22 protein-coding genes are annotated in these 23,529 nt (G+C 68.4%); 11 read left to right on the top strand and 11 right to left on the bottom strand.

All coding sequences use genetic code 11. The features are described from left to right. The first annotated feature begins 3 nt into the window (after window positions 1-3). Window positions 4-2,430 (top strand): HAD-IC family P-type ATPase, encoded by a 2,427-nt coding sequence (locus OG804_RS31250; protein WP_328392219.1) that lies wholly within the window; start codon window positions 4-6, stop codon window positions 2,428-2,430. Window positions 2,431-2,652: 222 nt separating this feature from the next. Continuing rightward, the gene (locus OG804_RS31255) at window positions 2,653-3,471 is read left to right on the top strand and encodes a PhzF family phenazine biosynthesis protein (protein ID WP_328392220.1); all 819 of its coding nucleotides are present in this window, start codon (window positions 2,653-2,655) and stop codon (window positions 3,469-3,471) included. 13 nt (window positions 3,472-3,484) lie between these two features. Here OG804_RS31255 and OG804_RS31260 read toward each other — a convergent pair whose 3' ends face one another. The 3 genes from OG804_RS31260 to lspA are packed head-to-tail and all read right to left on the bottom strand — an operon-like array spanning window position 3,485 to window position 5,889. Continuing rightward, entirely contained in the window at window positions 3,485-4,192 is a 708-nt protein-coding gene (locus OG804_RS31260; protein WP_328392221.1) for a hypothetical protein, read from the bottom strand. 9 nt (window positions 4,193-4,201) lie between these two features. Further along, on the bottom strand, window positions 4,202-5,128 hold the full coding sequence (locus OG804_RS31265; RefSeq protein WP_328392222.1) for an RluA family pseudouridine synthase: 927 nt from the start codon (window positions 5,126-5,128) through the stop codon (window positions 4,202-4,204). Then, the gene (gene lspA / locus OG804_RS31270) at window positions 5,125-5,889 is read right to left on the bottom strand and encodes a signal peptidase II (protein ID WP_328392223.1); all 765 of its coding nucleotides are present in this window, start codon (window positions 5,887-5,889) and stop codon (window positions 5,125-5,127) included. Before lspA ends, OG804_RS31265 begins: the two co-directional genes overlap by 4 nt. Before the next feature lie 211 nt (window positions 5,890-6,100). Here lspA and OG804_RS31275 point away from each other — a divergent pair, with 211 nt between their 5' ends. From OG804_RS31275 to OG804_RS31305, 7 genes are all read left to right on the top strand, one after another. Beyond that, window positions 6,101-7,000, top strand: coding sequence for a hypothetical protein (locus OG804_RS31275; RefSeq protein ID WP_328392224.1), 900 nt, complete (start codon window positions 6,101-6,103; stop codon window positions 6,998-7,000). A 90-nt stretch (window positions 7,001-7,090) separates the two neighbouring features. Next, window positions 7,091-7,552 carry a VOC family protein gene (locus OG804_RS31280; protein ID WP_328392225.1) on the top strand — a complete coding sequence of 154 codons (462 nt, stop codon included), beginning with the start codon at window positions 7,091-7,093 and terminating at the stop codon, window positions 7,550-7,552. A gap of 41 nt (window positions 7,553-7,593) precedes the next feature. Further along, a complete protein-coding gene (locus tag OG804_RS31285) occupies window positions 7,594-8,376 on the top strand; it encodes a LytR/AlgR family response regulator transcription factor (protein WP_328392226.1) in 783 nt (260 codons plus the stop codon). Further along, window positions 8,373-8,741, top strand: a complete 369-nt coding sequence (locus OG804_RS31290) for a hypothetical protein (protein WP_328392227.1) — start codon at window positions 8,373-8,375, stop codon at window positions 8,739-8,741. Before OG804_RS31285 ends, OG804_RS31290 begins: the two co-directional genes overlap by 4 nt. A gap of 42 nt (window positions 8,742-8,783) precedes the next feature. Then, on the top strand, window positions 8,784-10,538 hold the full coding sequence (locus tag OG804_RS31295) for a sodium/solute symporter (protein ID WP_328392228.1): 1,755 nt from the start codon (window positions 8,784-8,786) through the stop codon (window positions 10,536-10,538). 151 nt (window positions 10,539-10,689) lie between these two features. Then, window positions 10,690-11,043 (top strand): DUF485 domain-containing protein, encoded by a 354-nt coding sequence (locus OG804_RS31300; RefSeq protein ID WP_328392229.1) that lies wholly within the window; start codon window positions 10,690-10,692, stop codon window positions 11,041-11,043. Next, window positions 11,040-12,674: a solute symporter family protein gene (locus tag OG804_RS31305; protein WP_328392230.1), complete on the top strand. Its 1,635-nt coding sequence runs from the start codon at window positions 11,040-11,042 to the stop codon at window positions 12,672-12,674. The genes OG804_RS31300 and OG804_RS31305 overlap by 4 nt, the downstream gene beginning before the upstream one ends. Window positions 12,675-12,780: 106 nt before the next feature. On the opposite strand, the gene OG804_RS31310 is transcribed toward OG804_RS31305, so the two are convergent. After that, entirely contained in the window at window positions 12,781-13,953 is a 1,173-nt protein-coding gene (locus OG804_RS31310; protein ID WP_328392231.1) for a sensor histidine kinase, read from the bottom strand. Window positions 13,954-14,278: 325 nt separating this feature from the next. Further along, entirely contained in the window at window positions 14,279-14,725 is a 447-nt protein-coding gene (locus tag OG804_RS31315) for a hypothetical protein (protein ID WP_328392232.1), read from the bottom strand. Window positions 14,726-14,973: 248 nt separating this feature from the next. Between OG804_RS31315 and dnaE the strand changes: the two genes are divergently transcribed. Beyond that, window positions 14,974-18,522, top strand: coding sequence for a DNA polymerase III subunit alpha (dnaE, locus tag OG804_RS31320; RefSeq protein ID WP_328392233.1), 3,549 nt, complete (start codon window positions 14,974-14,976; stop codon window positions 18,520-18,522). Window positions 18,523-18,532: 10 nt separating this feature from the next. Here the strand turns inward: dnaE and OG804_RS31325 are convergent, their stop codons facing one another. The 3 genes from OG804_RS31325 to OG804_RS31335 form a co-directional block, all read right to left on the bottom strand. After that, window positions 18,533-18,847 (bottom strand): hypothetical protein, encoded by a 315-nt coding sequence (locus OG804_RS31325; RefSeq protein ID WP_328392234.1) that lies wholly within the window; start codon window positions 18,845-18,847, stop codon window positions 18,533-18,535. Further along, window positions 18,844-19,353: a YbaB/EbfC family nucleoid-associated protein gene (locus tag OG804_RS31330; RefSeq protein WP_328392235.1), complete on the bottom strand. Its 510-nt coding sequence runs from the start codon at window positions 19,351-19,353 to the stop codon at window positions 18,844-18,846. Before OG804_RS31330 ends, OG804_RS31325 begins: the two co-directional genes overlap by 4 nt. A 155-nt stretch (window positions 19,354-19,508) precedes the next feature. Continuing rightward, entirely contained in the window at window positions 19,509-20,123 is a 615-nt protein-coding gene (locus OG804_RS31335; protein ID WP_328392236.1) for a class I SAM-dependent methyltransferase, read from the bottom strand. A gap of 86 nt (window positions 20,124-20,209) precedes the next feature. Between OG804_RS31335 and OG804_RS31340 the strand changes: the two genes are divergently transcribed. Next, a complete protein-coding gene (locus OG804_RS31340; RefSeq protein ID WP_328392237.1) occupies window positions 20,210-20,377 on the top strand; it encodes a DUF4236 domain-containing protein in 168 nt (55 codons plus the stop codon). A gap of 41 nt (window positions 20,378-20,418) precedes the next feature. Here OG804_RS31340 and OG804_RS31345 read toward each other — a convergent pair whose 3' ends face one another. From OG804_RS31345 to OG804_RS31355, 3 genes are read right to left on the bottom strand one after another with little or no spacing between them, the layout of a single operon-like run. Beyond that, window positions 20,419-20,922, bottom strand: coding sequence for a hypothetical protein (locus OG804_RS31345; RefSeq protein WP_328392238.1), 504 nt, complete (start codon window positions 20,920-20,922; stop codon window positions 20,419-20,421). 59 nt (window positions 20,923-20,981) lie between these two features. After that, on the bottom strand, window positions 20,982-21,707 hold the full coding sequence (locus tag OG804_RS31350) for an amino acid ABC transporter ATP-binding protein (RefSeq protein ID WP_328392239.1): 726 nt from the start codon (window positions 21,705-21,707) through the stop codon (window positions 20,982-20,984). A 3-nt stretch (window positions 21,708-21,710) separates the two neighbouring features. Beyond that, window positions 21,711-23,504, bottom strand: coding sequence for an ABC transporter substrate-binding protein/permease (locus OG804_RS31355; RefSeq protein ID WP_328392240.1), 1,794 nt, complete (start codon window positions 23,502-23,504; stop codon window positions 21,711-21,713). Window positions 23,505-23,529 lie beyond the last annotated feature (25 nt).

Raw genomic sequence — 23,529 nt, forward strand, 5'->3', positions numbered from 1 at the left:
CCCATGTCGACAACTGTGCAGTCCGTCGGGATGACCGGTCTCAGCGCCGCAGAGGTGGCGCAACGCCGGCGCGACGGGCTCACCAACGATGTTCCGGACCGCGCCAGCCGTTCGGTCCGCGATATCGTCCGGGCGAATGTGTTCACCCGGATCAACGCCATCCTGGGTGTGCTGTTCGTCCTGGTGATGGCCACCGGCTCGGTGATCGACGGCATGTTCGGGCTGCTGATCGTGGCCAACAGTGCGGTCGGCATCATCCAGGAGACCCGGGCCAAACGCACGCTGGACCGGTTGGCGATCGTCGGCCAGGCCAAACCCACGGTGCGCCGCGACGGCACGGCCGGGCAGATCGCGCCCGGCGAGGTGGTGCTCGACGACCTGATCGAACTCGGACCGGGCGACCAGATCGTGGTCGACGGGGAAGTGGTGGAAGCCGAGCTCCTCGAGATCGACGAATCGCTGCTCACCGGCGAAGCCGACGATGTCGCCAAAGGGACCGGCGCGCAGGTGCTCTCGGGCAGCTATGTGGTGTCCGGGTCGGGCGCCTATCGGGCGACCAAGGTCGGCAAGGACGCCTACGCCGCGAAACTGGCCGCCGAGGCCAGCAAGTTCACCCTGGTGAACTCGGAACTGCGCAACGGTATCGACACCATCCTCAAGGTGATCACCTATCTGCTGATTCCGGCCGGTGCGCTGAGTATCTACAACCAGTTGGTGTCCAGCGGGGAATCGTGGCGGCCCGCGGTGACCGGAATGGTGGCCGCGCTGGTACCGATGGTGCCCGAAGGCCTGGTGCTGATGACCTCGATCGCGTTCGCGGTCGGCGTGGTCCGGCTCGGTCAGCGCAAATGCCTGGTCCAGGAGCTGCCCGCGATCGAGGGCCTGGCGCGGGTGGATGTGGTGTGCGCGGACAAGACCGGCACACTGACCGAGAACGGTATGCGCCTGGCCGAACTCCGGATGATCGAGACGACAGCGGACGCCGAGGCGAGGGCACGGCAGGCGCTGGCTGCCATGGCCGCCGATGATCCCCGGCCCAATGCCAGCGTGCAGGCCATCGCCGAAGCGCTCCCGGACACACCCGGCTGGCAGTACACCGCGGTGGCGCCGTTCTCGTCGGCGAAGAAATGGAGCGGCTTCTCCTACGGACCACACGGCGATTGGCTGCTGGGCGCACCCGACGTCCTGCTGGACACGGACTCGGCGGACGCCCGCGCCGCGGAGGAACTCGGCGCGACCGGCCTGCGGGTGCTGCTGCTGGCTCGCGGTGACCGTCCGGTCGACGCCCCCGGCGCGCCCGGGACCCTCACTCCCGTCGCGCTCGTCGTGCTGGAACAGAAGGTCCGCACCGACGCCCGCGACACCCTGGACTATTTCGCGAGCCAGGATGTGTCGATCAAGGTGATCTCCGGCGACAACGCCGTCTCGGTCGGCGCCGTCGCCTCCTCGCTGGAACTGCCCGGCGGCGATCGCCCGGTGGACGCGCGGACCCTGCCCGAGGACCCGGACGAACTCGCCGGGGTGGTGGACGCGCAGACCACCTTCGGCCGGGTCCGCCCGGACCAGAAACGCGCCATGGTCGGCGCCCTGCAGTCGCGCGGCCACACGGTCGCGATGACCGGTGACGGGGTGAACGACGTGCTGGCGCTGAAGGACGCCGATATCGGTGTCGCCATGGGGTCGGGCAGCCCCGCTACCCGCGCGGTCGCGCAGATCGTGCTGCTGGACAATAAATTCGCCACCCTGCCGTACGTGGTGGGTGAGGGCCGGCGGGTGATCGGCAATATCGAGCGGGTCTCCAATCTGTTCCTCACCAAGACCGTGTACTCGGTACTGCTGGCCTTCCTCGTCGGCGCCGCCGGCGTGGGCTCGCAGATCTTCGGCTACGAACCGATCGGGTACCCGTTCCTGCCGCGGCATGTGACGATCGCGGCCTGGTTCACCATCGGCATCCCGGCGTTCGTGCTGTCACTGGCGCCGAACAACGAACGAGCGCGCACCGGATTCGTCGGGCGAGTGATGCGTCTGGCGATCCCGTCGGGTGTGGTGATCGGTACGGCCACGTTCGTGGCCTATCTGATCGCCTACGCGGGCCCGGAGGCCAGCGAACAGCAGAAGATGCAAGCGGGCACGACAGCGCTCATCACCCTGATCATGATCGCGGTATGGGTGCTGGCGATCGTCGCGCGCCCGTACACCTGGTGGAAGATCCTGCTGCTGGCGGTCTCGGTAGCGGCGTACCTGGTGTTGTTCTCGGTTCCGTTCACCCGCGAGTTCTTCGCGCTCGACCCGTCCAACGTCCGCCTCACGACCGCCGCGTTCATCTGCGGCGCGGTGGGGATCGTGCTGGTCGAGGTCGCCTGGTGGGCGAACGCAACCCTGCGCGGTGAATCCCACACGCTGATTCCCGCGGCCCCCGGCGAATCCTGAGCCCCGTCCGCGAACAGCTGCACCCACCCCGCGCCCAGTCCGGCGCGGCCCACAAAGTGTGCGGCGCGGCCCACCCGTCTTTCACGAGCCGCCTTGTGGGAGCGGGTCGCGCTGTTGCGAACCGCCCGTCGGCACCCGCATCGCGGCGCGTCGGACGCGACACTCTACCAACCCAGATGCCTTGTGGGGTGGGTTCATTCAGGTCTGGAGTACCTTCGTGGCATGGAGGTTCTGTTGCATCAGATCGACGCGTTCGCCGACGCACCGTTCTCCGGGAACCCGGCCGCGGTGATGCCGTTGCCCACCTGGTTGCCCGATACCGTGCTGCAACAGTTGGCCGAGGAGAACAATCTCGCCGAGACCGCGTTCTATACGTCGCGGTTGCCTCCGGAAGCCGGGCCGCCGCCGGGGAGTTGGCCCGCCTACCATTTGCGCTGGTTCACTCCGGCGACCGAGGTGGCGATGTGCGGACATGCCACGTTGGCGACCGCCGCGCATATTCTGACCGATATCCAGCCGGGTGAGGATCGGGTCGGTTTCTTCACCCGCAGCGGCTGGTTGCGGGTGGATCGCACCGATGACGACGAGTACGTGCTGGATCTGCCCGCCGGGGAGTCGACGCCGGTCGAACCGGATCCGGTGTTGATGGCGGCATTGGGGGTGGAGCCGGTGCGGGTGTATTCCGGCGCGGACGTGGTCGTGGTGGTGGACAGTGAGCGGCGGGTTCGTGAGCTGGCGCCGGCGTTGAGTGCTTTTCCGCCGGTACCGCGAGGAGTGGTGGTCACCGCGCGAGGTGACGAGGTGGATTTCGTTTCCCGGTTCTTCGGGCCGGGGGTGGGGGTACCGGAGGACCCGGTCACCGGTTCCGCGCACGCCCAGCTGGCGCCGCTGTGGGCTGCCGAACTCGGCCGGAGCAGTTTGACCGCGCGTCAGCTTTCCCGTCGGGGTGGCACGCTCGGGGTCGAGCACGTCGGCGACCGGGTGCTGCTCACCGGTCGCTGCCACCGGTATCTGGACGGCGTGGTGACCCTGGAGTTCTGATCGCCAGTTCCGGTCAGCCGGTCGGTACCGGCCCGTCGTCGGGCGGCGGACCGACCGGGTCGGTGGAGTCGGGCAGCAGCGGTGCGACTGCGAACCGCCCGGCTGTCGCGTCGGCCGGTAGTGCCTGGACCGCGCGGATTCCGGGGCGGTCGGCGAGTTCACGCAGGCGCGGGAGCGGGGCTCGCACGATCGCCCCGGGTGCGCAGGCGCAGCCGGCGCGCAGGCGGGACACCGCTACCTCCAGAGTGGCGGCGGTGCGCTCGTCGGCGACGGTGTACCGGAGCTGGTCGGCCAGCTGCCAGGCGGCGTCGTCACCTGACCGCAGCAGCGCGGCGTCGCTGCCGGGAACCTGGACCGCGACCAGCGGGGTCGCGACGCGGGGTAACGGCACCTGGTAGAGCGCCTGTCCGACCCGTAGGTCACCGACCCGGTTCCGGAGTTCGGCGGCGGGCCGGTAGTCGGTGAACGACACCAGCGCCCAGCGGTCGCCGTCGTCGGGTCCGCTCAGCGACTCCCCGGCCCGGTCGAGGTATTCGGCGACCGGTTCTCCCTGGTCGGGTCCGAGACGGTCGGTCGACACCCCTTCGTCGGCGGGCGGCTCGAGCACCCCGAGCGCCAGGATGAACGCCCCGCACGCGACGGCGGCCGCGCCGAACCCGAGGCCCCGCATCCGGCGGCGGTGCCGGGTCCGGAATGGCGGGGGCGCGGGCGGCTCGGTCATGCGGGCGGGTCAGGCGTCGCGCAGGGTGCGCAGCGCCTGGGTGAGGTCGTCGGGGTATTCGCTGGTGATCTCCAGGTATCGGCCGTCGGCGGGATGCTGGAATCCGAGTGACCGCGCGTGCAGCCACTGGCGTCGCAACCCGAGTCGTTCGGCGAGCCGCGGATCCGCGCCGTAGGTGAGGTCGCCGCAGCACGGGTGGCGGATCGCGGAGAAGTGCACCCGGATCTGATGGGTGCGGCCGGTTTCCAGATGGATATCGAGCAGGCTCGCCGCCTGGAACGCCTCCACGGTGTCGTAGTGGGTGACGCTGGGCCGGCCGTCGGAGGTGACCGCGAACTTCCATTCGTTGCCGCGGGCGCGGCCGATGGGCGCGTCGATGGTGCCGCTGCTCGGGTCGGGGTGGCCTTGGACCAGGGCGTGGTAGCGCTTGTCGATGGTGCGCTGTTTGAACGCTCGTTTCAGCACCGTGTAGGCGTGCTCGGACTGCGCGACCACCATCACCCCGGAGGTGCCGACGTCGAGCCGGTGCACGATGCCCTGCCGTTCGTGTGCGCCGGAGGTGGAGATCCGGTAGCCGGCCGCGGCCAGTCCACCGACGACGGTGGGGCCGCTCCAGCCGACTCCGGTGTGCGCGGCCACGCCGACCGGTTTGTCGACGGCGACGATATCGTCGTCGGCGTAGAGGATTCTCATACCCTCCACGGGCTCGGCTTCGATGGTCAGGACACGGCGGGGTTCCGGGAACACCACTTCGAGCCAGGCGCCGGCGGTGAGCCGATCCGATTTTCCGGCGGGTACGCCGTCGAGCTGTACCGAACCGTCTTCGGCCAGTGCCGCCACCGCGGTGCGGGAGAGACCGAGCAGCCGGGCGAGCCCGGCGTCCACCCGCATGCCGTCGAGTCCGTCGGGGACCGGCATCGTCCTGGTTTCCCTCATGCGGCGGTCTCCTCGCCGTCGGCGCGCTCGGCGGCGGGTCCGCCGCGGTCGGGGCGGGGAGTGTCGGGAGGAGCGGGCGTCGCGTCATCGGATGACGCTGTGTCCCGGGATGACGCTGTGTCCGGCGACGATGTGGCGTCCAGGGATGACGCGGTGCCCTCGGCGGAGTCGGCGGCCTGCGCGGACTCGGCGGCCACCTTGTCCTTGTAGCGGGTGCCGTCGGGTTCGAAACCGAAAACGGTGAGCAGCACCAGCAGGATCGCCCCGCACACGATCGAGGAATCGGCCACGTTGAACACCGGCCACCAGCCGACCGATACGAAGTCCACCACATGGCCCTGCAGGGGTCCCGGCGCGCGGAACAAGCGGTCCATCAGATTGCCCAGCGCGCCACCGAGCACCCCGCCCAGTCCGACGGCCCACAGTGTGGAGCGCAGGGTGCGGCCGATGCGCAGCACCCCGATCACCACGGCGGTCGCGACCAGAGTCAGCAGCCAGGTCATCCCGGTGGCCATGGAGAACGCGGCGCCGGGATTGCGCACCAGCGTGAGCTCCACGAGATCGCCGACGATCGAGACCGATTCGCCGGGACGCAGCTGCGCGACCACGATGACCTTGGTGACCAGGTCGAGCGTGAACAGCGTCGCCGCGACCGCCAGCAGTAGCCGGAGCCGCTGCCGGGGCTGCGCGCCGGTATCGCCGGGAAGGGTTTCGGGGTCCTGCTCTGGCGTAGGCCGGTCCTCACTCACGACGACCATCATCTCTCGAGGTGTATCGGTGCAGCACCGTGGGCACCCGCGCGGGCGCGCGGAGCCCGTCGTCGCGGCGCGTCGCGGCCCGGCGCGGCGCCTGCCCGGGACCGGTGGCCGATGATCCGCGCGATGTCCCAGCCCACGCTCAGGTATGCCTCGTAGGCTGTCGGTCGTGACGGTGTTGTGTTCGATTCCCACGCCTCGCCTGGCGAGGTCCCGAGTGCTGTTAGCGGTTCTCGCGGTGGGGCTGACCGCTTTCGGTTCCGGTTGCGGCGACGGCGGGGAGTCCGGGACCGACGCGGACGGTACGGAACCGCTGGGTATCGGCAACGAGGTGACGGTGCCGATCGCGGCGGCCGTGGTCACCACCGTGGATCCCGGTAGCGAGCCACGATCGCTGCTGCGGCCGTCCTATTTCGACGGCACGATCCAGGCGGTGACACTGCGCACCGATCACCGGATCCAACAACAGATCGATTCCCAGCAGGTACGCGACTTCTCCAGTCCCGCGCTGACCATCCCGATGACCGCTACCACCGATTCCGACGGTGTGGAGCTCACCCTCGGTTCGGTCACGACTACCGATCCGGCACTGTCGGAGGCGCTCACGGCCGCCGGCGGCACCCACGCCGGGTTCGAGATGAGCGAGCTCGGCGGTATCACCGCGCTCCGCCTGGCGCCCGCTCCCGATACCTCCAATTCCGCCCGCGCGGCCCTGGAGCAGGCCTTTTATCAGGCGGTTTATCGGTCCATCACTTTTCCCGACGAGCCGGTCGGCGAGGGCGCGGTGTGGCGGGTGCAGCAGACCGTCGGCGGTGCGGTCGATCTCGACCAGGTCACCACCGCCACGCTGGTGAATCGGGACGGCGGCCGGTTGACGGTCCATCTGGATGTCACCCAGACCCCGACGTCGAGTATCTGGGATCTGCCGAACGAGGCCGGCACCCTCGATATCGAGGATTACGCGATGCAGGGCAGCGGCGATATCACCGTGGATCTGGGTCTGCCGCTGCCGGTTGCCGGATCGATCGCGATCGGCGGCCACCAGTTCTATCGCGATCCGCGGACCTCCACGGTACTGCGGCAGGTCATCGAGACGAACGTCAGTTGGGGCGGCTGACCGGTCCGCCGCGTCCGGGCCCCGACGAGGCCGCGGACCGGGCCTAAGCTCACAGATATCCGACAAACGATCCGAGACGGAGGTCTTGTGATGTCTGATGTCTCTCCCGTTCCCGAGGGCTACCCCACCATTTCGCCCGGTCTGGCGATCGCCGGCGCCGCCGACGCGGTGGAGTTCTACAAACGGGTGCTCGGCGCCACCGAACGGATGCGGATCCCGGGCCCCGACGACACGGTGATGCACTGCGAACTCCTGATCGGCAATTCCGTGCTCATGCTCGGTGACCCGGCTCCCGATATGGCGTTCCGCGATCCGCACTCGATCGGCGGCACCCCGGTCAACCTCTACGTCTATCTAGCGGATGTGGACGCTGCCTACGCGGCGGCGCTCGCCGCGGGCGCCACCGAGATCAGCGCCCCGCAGACCCAGTTCTACGGCGACCGGACCGGTTCCTTCGTCGACCCCTGGGGTCATCAGTGGACCGTCGCCACCCATGTGGAGGATATCGAGCCGGCGGAGATGCAGCGGCGAATGGACCAGCTGGGATCCTGAACCGCCCATCCCGGACCCACGGCGTGCACCCGATGACTACGATGACCGAGTCGAAGGAGCAGGAAGAGGGTCTGGCGATGCGGGTGCTGGCCGTGGACGACGAGCAGCCGGCGCTGGACGAGCTGCTGTACCTGCTGCGCGCCGAACCCGCGGTGACCGAATTGCACGGCGCGGCCGACGCGACCGGTGCGTTGCGGATACTGCGTGCGCGCGGCGCCGACGCGGTGTTCCTGGATATCAACATGCCGGGGCTGGACGGGATGGAACTGGCCGGGGTGCTGGCGGAATTCGCGAATCCACCGGCGATCGTCTTCGTTACGGCGCACGAGGATCACGCGGTGGCCGCGTTCGATCTGGGCGCCGTGGACTATCTGCTCAAACCGGTCCGGCAGCAGCGGCTTGGTGCCGCGGTGCGGCGGATCGCGCAGCGGCGCGCCCGCACCGAACCCGAATCCGATCCGGGCGCGAACAACGAGGTCATTCCGGTCGAGCTGGGCGGTGTGACCACACTGGTGCACCGGTCGCAGGTGAACTGGGTGGAGGCCGAAGGCGACTACGCGCGCCTGCATACCGACACCGGATCGCATTTGGTGCGCATTCCACTGTCGGCGTTACAGGAGCGCTGGCGTGACGATTTCCTCCGGGTGCACCGGTCGTACCTGGTGGCGCTGGGGCGGGTGACCGGTTTGCGCACGGCGGGTTCGGGCACGCTGGTCTGTCTGCGCGGGGCGGGTCCGGTGGAGCTGCCGGTGAGCCGACGGCAGGTCCGCGAACTCAAACAGCGGCTGGTGCACGGACCGCATCCGGCACCGGACCGGCGATGATCGGGCCGGCGCCGAGACCACCGCGACGGCGCGTGGTGCTCGCCGAACGCCGGGGCGCGCGCCGCGTCCGGACCCGGGTGGAGGTCGCCGAACAGACCGAGATCGGGGCGGCGCTGATCGGCGGGCTCGTCCGGGCGCAACTGGGACTGGCGCTGAGTTGCGGCCTGGCGCTCGCGCTCGTGTTCGCGGCGCTGCCGCTGCTGTTCAGGGTGACCGCGATCGCCGAAACGGTGGTACTCGGCATCCGGCTGCCGTGGCTGCTGCTGGGCGGCGCCGCCTATCCGGTGCTGTGGCTCTCCGGCCGCGTCTACCTGCGGCTGGCCGAACGCAACGAGAACGATTTTCTCGAGTTGACCGGTGATTGAGCCGCGGCTGTCCACGGCGGCCCGGCCGCACCGGGCGGTGTCGTGAACGCGTCCGGCCTCACCGTGGCGGCGCTGGTCGCGGCGGCGGTGGCGACCGTCGTGCTGGGCGTCTACGGCGTGCGGTGGGCGCGTACCACCTCGGATTTCCTGGTCGCGTCGCGCAGCGTGGGACCACGCTGGAACGCCGCCGCGGTATCGGGGGAATACCTCTCGGCCGCCTCGTTTCTCGGGGTGGCCGGGTTGATCGCCAAATACGGTGCGGACGCGCTGTGGTACCCGGTGGGCTTCACCGCGGGGTATGTGGCGTTGCTGCTGTTCGTGGCGGCGCCGCTGCGGCGGTCCGGCGCCTACACCGTGCCGGATTTCGCCGAGTTCCGGTTGGGTTCGCCGCGGCTGCGCCGGCTCGCCGCCGCGCTGGTCGTGGTGGTGTGCGTGGTGTATGTGATCCCGCAGTTCCAAGGCGCCGGGCTGACCCTGCGGATTCTGCTCGGTGTGCCGGGCTGGGTGGGGGCGGTGGCGGTGGCGGTGATCGTGGTGGCGAATGTGGTCTCGGGTGGGATGCGCTCGATCACGCTCGTGCAGGCGTTCCAGTACTGGCTGAAGCTGACCGCGGTCGCGCTGCCGGCCCTCGTGCTGCTGATGCATTTCTTCGCCGCCGACCGGCCCGCCGGAGATCGCGAACTCGGTGCGCCGGCGCCGCCGACGGTGAGCGAACGCACCACGGTGGAGGTGACGACACCGGTGCTGGTGCAGTTGGCCGCCCCACAGCGGGTTTCGGTGCACGGGGTGCTCGACGGCCGGACCGTGGACGGGCCGGTATCGCTGAGTGCGGGAGTCCACCAGCTGGCGCCGGACACCCGCTTGATACTCGATCCGGGCGCGGCGGTGCCGGTGGTGGCGGGGGCGCCGGGCGACGGCGCGCGCTGGCTGCTGCCCGGTGGCGGTTTCGCCGGACCCCATCCGCTGTACCAGGTGTACTCACTGATGATCGCCACCTTCCTGGGCACCATGGGGCTCCCGCATGTCCTGGTGCGCTTCTACACCAACCGGGACGGCCGGGCGGCCCGGTCCACCGCGCTGGCGGTGATCGCCCTGGTCGGGACCTTCTATCTGTTCCCGGTGCTGCTCGGTGTCTTCGCCCGCCTGTACGTACCGCAGCTGCTGATCACCGGAACCTCGGACGCGGCGGTACTGCTGTTGCCGTCCTCGGCGCTGGCGGGGTTGCCGGGGCAGCTGCTCGCGGCGCTGGTCGCGGCGGGGGCCATGGCGGCGTTCCTGTCCACGTCCTCCGGTCTGGTGGTGAGCATCGCGGGGGTACTGAGTACCGATGTGCTCCGCGGGCGCATCCGCGATTTCCGGGTGGCGGCGCTGGTCGCGGGCGCGGTGCCGTTGGGGCTGTCGCTGGGGGTGGTCTCGCTCGATCTGTCGCGCACGGTGGGGCTGGCGTTCTCGCTCGCGGCCGCCACCCTGTGCCCGCTACTGGTATTGGGGATCTGGTGGCCGGGCCTCACGGCGGCGGGCGCCGCGGCCGGTCTGGTGACCGGGGGAGTCGTGGCGGGTGGGGCCACGCTGGTCTCGGTGCTCGGTGGCGTCTCCGATGACGTGGCTGCCGGCTGGGCGTCCGCACTGCTCGGCTATCCGGCGGCGGTCGCGGTCCCGTTGGCGTTCGCGTCGATGGTGCTCGTCAGCCGGTTCACGCCGCGCGCGCCGGGAGTCGGCCGGGCTTTCGTGCGGATGCACGCGCCGGAACGACTGGGGATGGGCGCCGACCGGGTGCCCGGAACACGGACGGACTGATCCGGGGCGCTACCGCTCGTCGCGTCGCGGCGACCGCTCACCGCAGAGTTGCCCACCTCTGCCGAGTGACCCGCATCACAGGTATCGGCAGGTCGTGCCGGGCCGCTACCTTCTGCACAGGTAACACCCGTCACATTGCGAGGAACCCGGCATGACCGACATCGATCTCGACAAGAGCGGCGGGCGGGACGCCCCGCCGCCCGACTTCGTCGCCGTGCAGACCAGTCCGGAGTTCCAAGAACTCCGGACCAGGTTGCGCCGCTTCATCTTCCCCATGGCCGCCTTGTTCCTGCTCTGGTATCTCGGTTATGTGCTGCTCGGCGCCTACGCGCACGACTTCATGGCCACCGAGGTGTTCGGTGAGATCAATATCGGGCTGCTGCTCGGGTTGGGGCAGTTCGTCTCGACCTTCCTCATCACCGGCCTCTACGTCCGATTCGCCAACCGGGAACTCGATCCGCGGGCCGCGGCACTGCGTGCCGAACTGGAAGGAAGCGCGTCGTGAACACGCTGTACGCCGCCGACGCCACCGTCGGCAATCCGACCGCCAATATCGCCATATTCGCGGCGTTCGTCGTGGTCACCATGGTCGTGGTGTTCTGGGCGGGTCGTAATACCTCCGGCGCCACCGACTATTTCACCGGCGGCCGCGGGTTCACCGGTCCGCAGAACGGAATCGCCATCGCCGGTGATTATCTGTCCGCGGCGAGTTTCCTGGGGATCGCCGGCGCCATCGCGGTCTACGGATACGACGGATTCCTGTATTCGATCGGGTTCCTGGTGGCCTGGCTGGTGGCGCTGCTGCTCGTCGCCGAAATGCTGCGCAACACCGGAAAATTCACCATGGCCGATGTGCTGAGCTTCCGGCTGAAGCAGCGGCCGGTGCGCACCGCGGCCGCGATCACCACGCTGGCGGTGTCGCTGTTCTACCTGCTCGCGCAGATGGCCGGCGCCGGCGGCCTGGTGGCGTTGCTGCTGGATGTGTCCAGTGAGACCGGGCAGGCGGTGGTGATCGCCGTGGTCGGGGTGCTGATGATCGTGTACGTGCTGGTCGGCGGAATGAAGGGCACCACCTGGGTGCAGATCATCAAGGCCGTCCTGCTCATCACCGGCGCCGCGGTGATGACCGTCATGGTGCTGGCGAAATTCGGCTTCGACCCGTCGGAAATCCTCACCGGCGCGCAGTCGGCGATCAGCGGCTCCGCCGATACGAAGGTGGCCGCACGCGATGTGCTGGCGCCCGGCGCCCAGTACGGCGGCAGCGAGATGTCGAAACTGAACTTCGTCTCGCTCGGGCTGGCGCTGGTGCTGGGCACCGCGGGCCTGCCGCATGTGCTCATGCGTTTCTACACGGTGCCGACCGCCAAAGAAGCGCGGCGTTCGGTGGTCTGGGCGATCGTGTTGATCGGCGCCTTCTACCTGTTCACCCTGGTACTCGGCTACGGGGCGGCGGCGATCGTCGGACCGGACCGGATCCTCGCGGCGGCCGGCGGGCAGAACGCCGCGGCGCCGCTGCTGGCCTTCGAACTCGGCGGGGTGATCCTGCTCGGCGTGATCTCGGCGGTGGCCTTCGCGACCATCCTCGCGGTGGTCGCCGGTCTCACCATCACCGCCTCGGCGTCTTTCGCGCACGATATCTACGCCAACGTCATCCGCCGCGGCAAAGCCGACGACGCCGCGCAGGTCCGGGTGTCCCGGATCACGGCGGTGGTGATCGGGGTGCTGGCCATCGCGCTGGGCATTCTCGCCAACGGGCAGAACATCGCCTTCCTGGTGGCGCTGGCCTTCGCCGTCGCGGCCTCGGCGAATCTGCCGACCATCCTGTACTCGCTGTTCTGGCGGCGCTTCAACACCACGGGCGCGCTGTTCAGCATGTACGGCGGGCTGATCTCCACGGTCGTGCTGATCGTGTTCTCCCCGGCGGTCTCCGGGTCCGCGACGGCGATGCTGCCGGATCTGGATTTCGACTGGTTCCCGCTGTCGAACCCGGGCATCGTCTCCATACCGCTGGCATTCGTACTCGGTGTGGTCGGCACCTATCTCGGCGGGAAGGACGGCGAAGACCCGGCGAAGGCCGCGGAAATGGAGGTCAGGGCGCTGACCGGCGTCGGCGCCGAGAAGGCGGTCGCGCACTGAATCCGGGGCCCGGGTGCCGTCACGGCGGTACCCGGGCCGATGATCCCGGGCGCCGATCGGCCGGACCCCGCTCTGTGAGGGTGAGCGGGGCACGGCCGATCGGCGTTCACGGCCTGATCCCGGGCCGGAACTTGGGCACCCGCATACTCACCTTCGTCCCGGCTCCGGGCGCGGTGTCCACCACGAGGCCGTAGTCGTTTCCGAACGCGGCGCGCAGCCGGTCGTCCACATTGGCCAGCCCGACATGCGCCTCGCCCCCGGCTCCCGCGGCGTCCAGCGATCCCGTACGCAACAGATCGGGGTCCATGCCCGCGCCGTCGTCCTCGACGCTCAGCACACAGTCCGTCCCGGCGTCCAGCGCTTCGATCGTGACCGTGCCGCCGCCGGGCGTACCCGCCAGACCGTGCCGGACGGCGTTCTCCACCAAGGGTTGCAATGCCAGGAAGGGCAGCGTCACCCCGAGCACTTCCGGTGCGATCCGCAGCCGGACCTCGAGTGCGGAACCGAACCGGGCGCGTTCGAGTTCCAGGTAGCGTTCGATATTGCTGAGTTCGTCGGCCAGGACGGTGTACTCCCCGGCGGCGCGGAACGAATACCGCGTGAAATCGGCGAAATCGAGGATGAGTTCCCGGGCCCGGTCCGGATCCGTGCGGACGAACGAGGCGATGGTGTTCAGGGCGTTGTAGATGAAATGCGGACTGATCTGGGCCCGCAGGGCGCGGACTTCCGCGCGGTCCAGCCGGGACCGTGAAGCGTCGAGTTCGGCCAGTTCCAGTTGGCCGCAGGCATACCGGGCCACCTCCGCCAACGCGCCGAGCGCCCCGGGCCCCGGGCGATTTCCGGTGACCATGCCGAGCGCGCCCGCGACAGTGCCGCTGTCGGTGAGCAGTGGCTGAGTGACCAGGGTGCGGCCCGGACGGTCGGGATCGGGCAGTGCAACCAGTACCGGTCGTTGCGCCGCCACGGCCCGCCGGGCGGCCTCGGTGAACTCCGCCGCCAGGTTCTCGTGCGCTCCGTCCCAGGCCAGTAGTGCCCCCTCGGGATCGCTCACCCCCAGACCCTCGGCCCCGACGAGAGATCGCAGATGCGGGACCGCGTCCGTGGCCGAGGTCCGGGTCAGACCCTGCCGCAGCGGCCGCGCCGCCAGCGACGCGGTGTGCAGCGCGAGGTGGACCGCCCGTTCGGCCGGAGTGGTGACCATGCGCCGCGGCGACCGGATCAGCAGCGCCCCGGCGATCAGTACCGCCGCCGCGGCGACAGCGAGGACGGCCGCGGTCATCGCACTCCCTGTCTCGATTCGTCCGGAACCGGGCCGGCACCGTGATCGGTTCGTCTCGCCGGCCTGGGCCGGTCATCGTCTCACGCTTCCCGCGGCAACCGCCATTGCCGCGGGAAACCTTCTCCGGAAGCGATGACCGGCCCACGCCGGCGAGCCGGAACGCGGACAGGTCGAGCGGACGAGTTCGAGGGGACAGGGGAGGACAGGGCCGAGGAGCCGACGCCGTCATCGAGTCGGACCTAGAGATCGGAGGGCACGCGTCTTACGGATGCCCGGATCGATCAGACGGCGACCGGTTCGGATGCTGGTCTGCGGGGGCCGGTGATCACCCCTGGTACTTGTCGACGGTGAATTCCACCGAACCGGGTTCGGGGAGATGGGCCGCGCCGACGGTCACGGTCGCGGTGAAGCGCCCGATACCGGGATGGAACAGTGCCGAACGTCCGTCGTTCATCCAGTATCCGGGTCCGTTCGCGGTCCGCGTGGTCGTCCCCGTCTCACCCGTGTCCAGATTCCGCCAGTTCAGGGTGACCGGCAGGCTGCACGGTCCGACCCCGAACATGATGGTCGAAACCGTGAACGACGCGTGCTCCGGATAGCCGGGACCGTTGACCGAGGTGTCGACCTGGGCCACACAGGAGCCCTGGGTGAGGGAGTAGACGGTCTGGAACGAACCGCCGTCGGCCGCGGCGGGAGCCGCGGTGGCCGCCAGCGTTCCCACCGCCAGCGCCGCGGCGGCAGGCAGGACGAACGCCGTCGTACGTGCTGTCATCGTTCACCTCGCTGATCGATCGTGCGTATGCGGGTCGATCGTGGTTCGTGCGGTACATCCGTGGTCGTGACGCGGCACGACCCTACCAGTGACCGAGACTGCCGGTGGCGGAATCGAGTTCGTGGCCCGGGTACCTGGGGGGACACGCCCGAGCCTCGGGGCACGCCCGGGCCGCGCTCGGGTGGTCGGACCGAGCGCATAAACTCGCTACACCAACCCCCGCCGAGCCTTGGGAGGAAGGACAGATCTTGGCCGCCTCGTCCGGATTCGTTCATCTGCACAACCACACCGAGTACTCGATGCTCGACGGTGCCGCCAAGATCTCACCGCTGTTCGCCGAGGCCGACCGCCTCGGTATGACCGCGGTGGGAATGACCGACCACGGCAATATGTACGGCGCCGCCGAGTTCTTCCACTCGGCGAAGAAGGCCGGGATCACACCGATCATCGGGATCGAGGCCTATATCGCGCCCGCCTCCCGTTTCGACACCAAGCGGGTCCTGTGGGGCGATCCCAGCCAGAAGGGCGACGACGTATCCGGCTCCGGCGCCTACACCCATATGACCATGGTCGCGGAGAACGCGACCGGTCTGCGGAACCTGTTCAAACTGTCCTCGCTCGCCAGCATCGAAGGCCAGCTCGGTAAGTGGGCCCGGATGGACGAGGAACTCATCGCCGCGCACGCCGAGGGCATTATCGCCACCACCGGCTGCCCCTCGGGCGAGGTGCAGACCCGGCTGCGGCTCGGGCACGAGCGCGAAGCGCTGGAGGCCGCCGCGAAATGGCAGGAGATCTTCGGCCGCGACAACTTCTTCCTCGAGGTGATGGATCACGGTCTGTCCATCGAGAAGCGGGTTCGCGAGGGCCTGCTCGAGGTCGGTCGCACCCTCGACATCCCGCCGCTGGCCACCAACGACTGCCATTACGTCACCAAGGAACACGCACTCAACCACGAGGCGTTGTTGTGCATCCAGACCGGTAAGACGCTGTCCGACCCCACCCGGTTCAAGTTCGACGGCGACGGATACTTCCTGAAGTCCGCCGACGAGATGCGCGCCCTCTGGGACGCCGAGGTGCCCGGCGCCTGCGACAACACCGTGTGGATCGGCGAACGCGTCCAGTCCTACGCCGAGGTGTGGGAACACCGCGACCGGATGCCGGTCTTCCCGGTTCCCGAGGGGGAGGACCAGTCCGGCTGGCTGCGCAAAGAGGTCCATCGCGGTCTGGATCGGCGCTTCCCCGACGGTGTGCCGCGCGAATACGTCGAGCGCGCCGAATTCGAGCTGAACGTCATCATCGAGATGGGCTTCCCGGCCTACTTCCTGGTGGTCGGCGACCTGATCAACCATGCCCGCGAGGTCGGTATCCGCGTCGGTCCGGGGCGCGGTTCAGCGGCCGGGTCGCTGGTCGCCTACGCCATGGGGATCACCAATATCGACCCCATTCCGCACGGGCTGCTGTTCGAGCGCTTCCTCAACCCCGAACGCGTCTCGATGCCCGATATCGATATCGACTTCGACGATCGCCGCCGCGGTGAGATGGTTCGCTATGCGACCGATCGCTGGGGCAGTGACCGGGTCGCGCAGGTCATCACCTTCGGCACCATTAAAACCAAGGCCGCCATCAAGGATTCGGCGCGCGTCCAGTTCGGCCAGCCCGGTTTCGCCATCGCCGACCAGATCTCCAAGGCGCTGCCGCCGCCGATCATGGCGAAGGATATTCCGCTGTCGGGGATCATGGACCCCGAACACGAGCGGTACAAAGAGGCCGCGGAGGTCCGCGACCTCATCGGCAGCAATCCCGATGTCGCCAAGATCTACGAGACCGCCCGCGGTCTCGAGGGCCTGATCCGCAATGCCGGTGTGCACGCCTGCGCGGTGATCATGTCCTCCGAACCGCTCATGGAAGCGATCCCGCTGTGGAAGCGCGCGCAGGACGGCGCGATCATCACCGGCTGGGATTATCCGTCGTGCGAGGCCATCGGCCTGCTGAAAATGGACTTCCTGGGCCTGCGCAACCTCACCGTGATCGGTGACGCGCTGGACAACATCAGTTCCAATCGCGGGATCGACCTCGATATGGACAATCTGCCGCTCGCCGATCCGCCGACCTACGAATTGCTCTCCCGCGGTGACACTCTCGGGGTGTTCCAGCTCGACGGCAGCGCCATGCGTGATCTGCTGCGCCGCATGCAGCCCACCGGCTTCGAGGATATCGTCGCCGTGCTCGCGCTCTACCGCCCGGGTCCGATGGGCATGAACGCGCACAACGACTACGCGGACCGCAAGAACGGCCGGCAGCAGGTCAAGCCCATCCACCCCGAGCTGGAAGAACCCCTGAAGGAGATCCTGGCCGATACCTTCGGCCTGATCGTCTATCAGGAACAGATCATGCAGATCGCGCAGAAGGTCGCCGGATACTCGCTCGGCCGAGCCGATATTCTGCGCCGTGCGATGGGCAAGAAGAAGGCCGAGGTCCTCGAGGCGGAATTCGAGGGTTTCGAGTCCGGTATGCAAACCAACGGATTCTCCAAACCGGCGATCAAGGCGCTGTGGGACACCATTCTGCCGTTCGCCGGATACGCGTTCAACAAATCGCATGCCGCCGGCTACGGCCTGGTTTCCTTCTGGACCGCCTATCTGAAGGCCAACTATCCCGCCGAATATATGGCGGGCCTGCTCACCTCGGTCGGTGACGACAAGGACAAGGCCGCGATCTACCTGTCGGACTGCCGAAAGCTCGGTATCACCGTGCTGCCGCCCGATGTCAACGAATCGGAGATGAACTTCGCCTCGGTCGGCGCCGATATCCGTTTCGGGCTCGGCGCGGTGCGCAATGTCGGCGCCAATGTGGTGTCGTCCATCATCAATGCCCGCAGGGACAAATCCAAGTACACCGATTTCTCCGACTATTTGAACAAGATCGATACGGTCGCCTGCACCAAGAAGGTCACCGAGTCGCTCATCAAGGCCGGCGCCTTCGATTCGCTCGACCATCCCCGTAAGGGGCTCATGCTCGTGCACTCCGACGCGATCGACGCGGTGATGTCCACCAAGAAGGCGGAGGCCATCGGGCAGTTCGACCTGTTCGGCGGGATGGACGACGACGGCGAATCGGTGGCGTCGGTGTTCGACGTGAAAGTCCCCGACGACGAATGGGAGAGCAAGCACCGGCTCGCCCTGGAACGGGAGATGCTCGGTCTCTACGTGTCCGGCCATCCGCTCAACGGCGTCGACCATGTACTCGCCGCCCAGGCCGATACCCAGATCCCGACCATCCTCGAGGGCGATATCAAGGACGGCACCCAGGTGACCGTCGGCGGGATCCTCGCCTCGGTGAACCGCCGGATCAACAAGAACGGCCTGGCGTGGGCGTCCTGTCAGCTCGAAGATCTCACCGGCGGGATCGAGGTGCTGTTCTTCCCGCAGGCCTATTCGGTGTACGGGATGGATGTGGTGGAGGACGCCGTGGTGCTGGTGAAGGCCCGCGTCTCGATGCGCGACGACCGTATCTCGCTGATCGCCAACGATCTCGCCGTACCGGACCTGTCGGCCATCGGGGTGGCGAAACCGCTGGCGGTGACCATCTCCACCCGGATGTGCACCCCCGATAAGATCGGCGAATTCAAGCGGGTGCTGTCCCGCCATCCCGGAACCTCGGATGTGCACGTTCGGCATGTGGGCGCCCGGGAGAAGACCACCCTGCTGAAACTGGACGACAGTCTGCGGGTGGAACAGTCCTCGGCGCTCATGGGAGACCTGAAAGCGCTACTCGGGCCGGGCTGCCTGGCCGGCTGAGCGTGCCGCGCTACCGGGCCGCCTGTTCGACGCCGGCGGCGGTGTTCTGGTCCTGGTTGCCGAAGTCCGTCGCGACCGCGCCCACACCGTCGCCGACCCCGTTCACCGCTTGACTCAGCAGGTCGAGACCGGTGAGTCCTTCGGCGGCGCCGGGACCGTACTGCGCGGCGAAGTTCTGGCCGATCTCGTCACCGCCCCAGCACTCGCCCTCGGCGTCGATGACGGTACGGGCCGCGTTCACCGCGGCGGCGACCCGGTCCGCCACCTTCGCGATGGCGGGGCGGCTGGCCTGCAGCGCTTCCTGGTCGACCCGGATGGTGCTCATTTACCACCGTCCAGGTAGCTGCGGTTGCGGAAGAACTCATCCTCGTCTTCCCGGCCCATCGGCGCGGCCGGTTCCGCCTCGGTTGCGGGATCGGCGAACAGGGTGCCGATCACTGCTTTGATACTCGGCATACCCGGCGCCAGATCCGGCAGGTCCGGGACCTCGCCCGCCATGTCCTGTATCGGAGCCCAGGCGTCCCGGGACAGATCGGTGGCCCGGCGGGCGGCCTGCTGCACCGCCTCCAGGATCGAACGCCCCAGCTTTTCCGGGGTCGACCGTTTGAACGCTTCCGGCGTGAGATGCACCTGCACCGGGACTCCGGCGGTGTTCGCGTCGACCCGGACCAGGTTATCGGCCGACCACACGCTGACGGTCGTCTCCGCCAGCCGCTGCCGCACCTCCGACATCGCCTGCCGCTGCCGTTCGAAGGTGCCCAGCAGTTGATCCACACTCTCCCGCAACACCCCCGCGTCCGCCCGGATGGCCGCGCGGTCGTACTCGCTCATCGATACCTCATTTCCACGGAACCGGTTCCTACCCTTCGACGCGCGCGGGCGTCGACCGGTTCCGGCGTGGTCGCCGGCGAAGCTCCGGTCGGGGTTCGAGATATACCATCGCGCCGCGCCCGGCGCCCGTACGGCCGATCGGCGCGTGGTCGGGTTCAGTGGCTGACAGCCACGCCGAGCGACTGGGTATCGATGAACGCCGGGCCCTGGCCCTGGAAGACCTCGAGGTCGCCGATCCCGAACCCCGCCGACTCGATCAGCGCGCGGATATTGCGGTCCAGATGACATCCGCCGGCGATGCGCTGCTGGATCGGGTCGAGCCGGTGCTGCCAGCGCTGCACCTTCGGATCCGGCGACAGACCGTGCTCGACGAAATGGAGGGTGCCGCCCGGTATCAGTACCCGGCGCACCTCGCCGAGAGCGGCCTCGATATCGGGGATGGTGCACATCGTCCAGGTCGAGAGGGCGGATTCGAAACTGTTGTCCGGGAAAGGCAGTTCCTGCCCGTCCAGGCCCGCGCGCTCGATCGGCACCGTTCCCGCGGCGCGGCGCGGCGCCGATAACCGCCAGCCCAGGTCCGCGGGCTCGACCGCGCTCACCGAATCGACGGTGTCCGGGTAGAAGGGCACGTTCAGCCCCGAGCCGAAGCCGAGTTCCAGCACCCGCCCGGACAGGCCGGCGCATACCCGCTCCCGTAACGGCTCGTTGGCCTTCATCCCACAGGCCACGTTCACGATGCGCGGTACGACATGGTCGCGATAGATACCCACGCCCTCTACTCTGGCACCCACTACCTGCGAAAGCCATGGTGGACACTCGGATCGGCTACTCTGGGGCAGAGCTAGGGAGGTCGCTCATGCCGATCAGGTTCCGTAAACGTCAATCCTTCGGGCCGCTGAAACTGAACTACACCCAAGCGGGTCTGTCCTCATGGAGTATCAAGATCGGCCCGTGGTCGTGGAACTCCCGGACCAAGAAGAACAGCGTCGATCTACCGGGTCCGCTGAGCTGGCGTCAGCGCTGAAACCTTCCCGGCCACGGTGTTCCGCGGCCGGGAACGCGCGATCAGATCGGGCGTAGTTCGATCACCACGCCGCCCTGCTGCCAGGTCTGGTAGATATCGGCTTTGTTCGGGTTGCCCTCGGCGTCGAAGCCGATGCCGTTGAATCCCGCGTTGGTCTTGTTATCGCGTGCGATGACCTCGAACAGGTGCACCACATCGTCCGTACCGGTGTGCACGAGGGGGTCGAACTGTTCGGGCCGCCCGCCCCGGCTCGCAGTGACCGGAGTGCCGGGCGCCAGATTCTTCACCCAGGGCCGCAGCGCCGTACCGATCAGCAGACTTTGCCCGTGCACGGTGTAGGCGACCGGAACATCGTAGGTGCGCCCGGATTTCCGGCCCACCACGTGCAGGGTCACCAGCCGTTTCCCCACCACCGAGGACAGCCCCGGTACCCGTAGCAATGTCCGGACCAGCAGGTTGGTCACGCCCTGTGCCCGGCCGATCGGCTTGGGCCCGCTGGTGCCGGGGGTGCCGTAGGGGTTGGGCGCTGCGGAGTCGTCGCTCATGGTTCCAGTATCGGCCCGCGAGGCGCGTCGTGCCGTATGTTCCGTTGTCCGGCGCCGACCTACAGCACTTGGTCGAGGAATCTGCGCAGCCGTGGGGTTTCGGCACTGTCGAACAGCGCGTCCGGGCTGCCCGACTCCACCACCACGCCGCCGTCCATGAAGACCACATGATCGGACACGCTGCGGGCGAAACCCATCTCATGGGTCACCACGATCATCGACATACCGCCCGCGGCCAGGTCCGACATCAGTGCGAGTACCCCCTTGACCAATTCCGGGTCCAGCGCCGAGGTGGCCTCGTCGAAGAACATGATCTCCGGTTTCATGGCCAGCGCTCGCGCGATCGCCACCCGCTGCTGCTGACCGCCGGAGAGATTGGCGGGCCGGGAATCGGCTTTCCCGGTGAGACCGACGACCTCGAGTTGTTCGAGCGCGAGGGCCCGGGCCTCGTCCTTGGCCAGGCCGCGCAGTTTCCGCGGACCCAGCGCGATATTGTCGGCCACCGTCCGGTGCGGGAACAGATTGAACTGCTGGAAGACCATGCCGATGCGCTGGCGCAGCCGGTCCGGATTCTCGGTGAGCACCGATGCGCCGTCGAGCAGGATATCCCCGGAATCGGGTTCGTGCAGCCGGTTCAGCACCCGCAGCAGGGTGGACTTCCCGGAACCCGACGGGCCGATCACCGTCGTCGTCTTCCCGGCGGCGACGTGGACGTCGACCCCGCGTAGTACCTCGTTGCCGCCCAACCGCAGCCGCAGGTCGGTACCGGTCAATGACGCGCTCATCGGTTACCCCCGGCCTTCGGTGATGGTGGACTGCTCGACCGGGTCGATCGGCTGATCGGGCCGGCCGGTGCGCATCCGCTGATCGACATAGTTCACCAGATGGGTGAGCGGGATGGTCAGCAGCAGATAGACCAGCCCGGCCGCCACCAGCGGGGAGAGGTTGCCGGTCTGGGCGTTGAGATCACGGCCGACCGCGAACAGTTCGCGCTGGGTGGCCAGCAGGCCGAGGAAATAGATCAGGGAGGAATCCTTGATCAACGCGATGAACTGGTTCATCAGCGCTGGCAGCACCCGCCGTACGCCCTGCGGGATCACCACCAGCGTCATCGCCTGCCGGTACCCGAAACCGATCGCGCGGGCGGCCTCCAGCTGACCCGGCTCCACCGACTGGATACCGGAGCGGAAGATCTCGCCGATATACGCCGAGGCCAGCAGTGCCAGCGCCACCGCGCCGAGCCAGTACGGGTTGTTTCCGGTGATACCGCTGACCACCGGTCCGATGCCCAGCCCGATGAGCAGGATGATGACCACCGCGGGCAGGCCCCGGAAGATATCGGTGTACACCCGGGCCGGCCAGCGCAGCCAGCGGGTCCGCGAGATTCCGGCCACCGCGAGCAGCATGCCGATCACGGTGCCCAGCACGCCGGAGACCAGGGCGAGGATCACCGTGTTGGGCAGGCCCGTCTTGAACAGGTCCGGGAAGGCCTGCCGGTACAGCGACCAGTCGAAGAAGGTGTCGCGCAACTGTTGCAGGGTCGATTTGGGCGCCTGTTGCGTCTGCTCCTGGGGTGCGTTCTCGGCCGCGAGCGCGGCGAAATCCGGGAACTGCGGGGCGGGCGCGGCTTTCGACCCGGGTTTCCAGCCCGGCGGTGGTTCCCGGGGCACCCAGTCGCTGTAGAGGCGGGCGTAGGTGCCGTCGGCGATCACCGCGTCCAATCCGGCGTTGAGCGCGTCGATCAGCGGCCGATTGTTCTTCGCCACCGCCCAGGCGGCGAAGTTGTCCAGGCTGAACGAGTTCTGCACCACCGAGGTGCCGTCACCGGGGGCGATGGCCCCTTCGGCCTGTGCCGACGGCGCGACCCAGGCGTCCACCTGACCGGTCTTCACATTCGCGTAGGCGGTGTTGTAGTCGGGGAACTTCACCGGGTCCAGGCCCAGTTCGTTCACCACATATTCGTCCTGGACCGTGCCCTGTACCACCGCGATCCGGGAGCCCGGGCCCAGATCGTCGAATCCGTGTACCGGGCTGCCGTCCTTGACGACCAGCGAGAAGTAGCCGAAATCGTAGCCGTTGGTGAAGCCGACCATCTGGCGTCGGGCATCGGTGGTGGTGATGTTGGACGAGCCGGCGTCGAAGCGCCCGCCCGCGACCTGGGCCAGCAGGCCCGCGAACTCGGTTCCGGAGAATTCGACCCGCAAGCCGATCTTCGCGGCTACCGCCCGCAGGAGTTCGTTGTCGAATCCGGTGAACGCGCCGGCGGAGTTCACGCAGATGCTGGGCGGGGCGTCCGACAGCGTGCCCACACTCAGCACCCCGGGCTGCGCGAGGCCGAGCCGGGATACGTCGACCGATCGCACGGCGATGGTGGAATCGGTGGTGAACCGGTCCTCGGTCCCGGCGCCCGGGGCGGTCAGGTTCTCCGGCGCGGCAGAGGCCGCTGCCGGGCCGGGCGGCGCGCACAGGTCACGGGCGGCGGTATCACCGCCGCCACCTCCGCACGCCGCCGCCAGCAGGGCGACCGCGAGCAGGATCGCGGCGAGTAGCGCACGGGAACGCGGTGGGGGCAGACCAGCCATGATCGACAACCCTAATAGGTGCGGA

Source organism: Nocardia sp. NBC_00416, from assembly GCF_036032445.1.
In the GTDB taxonomy this organism is placed as follows: Bacteria; Actinomycetota; Actinomycetes; order Mycobacteriales; family Mycobacteriaceae; genus Nocardia.

Coding starts and splice junctions, on each gene's coding strand:
- OG804_RS31345 (WP_328392238.1), bottom strand. CDS start 20,922: ATGAGCGACGACTCCGCAGCGCCCAACCCCTACGGCACCCCCGGCACC.
- OG804_RS31310 (WP_328392231.1), bottom strand. CDS start 13,953: ATGACCGCGGCCGTCCTCGCTGTCGCCGCGGCGGCGGTACTGATCGCC.
- OG804_RS31300 (WP_328392229.1), top strand. CDS start 10,690: ATGACCGACATCGATCTCGACAAGAGCGGCGGGCGGGACGCCCCGCCG.
- OG804_RS31255 (WP_328392220.1), top strand. CDS start 2,653: ATGGAGGTTCTGTTGCATCAGATCGACGCGTTCGCCGACGCACCGTTC.
- OG804_RS31285 (WP_328392226.1), top strand. CDS start 7,594: ATGACCGAGTCGAAGGAGCAGGAAGAGGGTCTGGCGATGCGGGTGCTG.
- OG804_RS31315 (WP_328392232.1), bottom strand. CDS start 14,725: ATGACAGCACGTACGACGGCGTTCGTCCTGCCTGCCGCCGCGGCGCTG.
- OG804_RS31250 (WP_328392219.1), top strand. CDS start 4: ATGTCGACAACTGTGCAGTCCGTCGGGATGACCGGTCTCAGCGCCGCA.
- OG804_RS31350 (WP_328392239.1), bottom strand. CDS start 21,707: ATGAGCGCGTCATTGACCGGTACCGACCTGCGGCTGCGGTTGGGCGGC.
- OG804_RS31355 (WP_328392240.1), bottom strand. CDS start 23,504: ATGGCTGGTCTGCCCCCACCGCGTTCCCGTGCGCTACTCGCCGCGATC.
- OG804_RS31260 (WP_328392221.1), bottom strand. CDS start 4,192: ATGACCGAGCCGCCCGCGCCCCCGCCATTCCGGACCCGGCACCGCCGC.
- OG804_RS31340 (WP_328392237.1), top strand. CDS start 20,210: ATGCCGATCAGGTTCCGTAAACGTCAATCCTTCGGGCCGCTGAAACTG.
- lspA (WP_328392223.1), bottom strand. CDS start 5,889: ATGATGGTCGTCGTGAGTGAGGACCGGCCTACGCCAGAGCAGGACCCC.
- OG804_RS31290 (WP_328392227.1), top strand. CDS start 8,373: ATGATCGGGCCGGCGCCGAGACCACCGCGACGGCGCGTGGTGCTCGCC.
- OG804_RS31325 (WP_328392234.1), bottom strand. CDS start 18,847: ATGAGCACCATCCGGGTCGACCAGGAAGCGCTGCAGGCCAGCCGCCCC.
- OG804_RS31280 (WP_328392225.1), top strand. CDS start 7,091: ATGTCTGATGTCTCTCCCGTTCCCGAGGGCTACCCCACCATTTCGCCC.
- OG804_RS31330 (WP_328392235.1), bottom strand. CDS start 19,353: ATGAGCGAGTACGACCGCGCGGCCATCCGGGCGGACGCGGGGGTGTTG.
- OG804_RS31265 (WP_328392222.1), bottom strand. CDS start 5,128: ATGAGGGAAACCAGGACGATGCCGGTCCCCGACGGACTCGACGGCATG.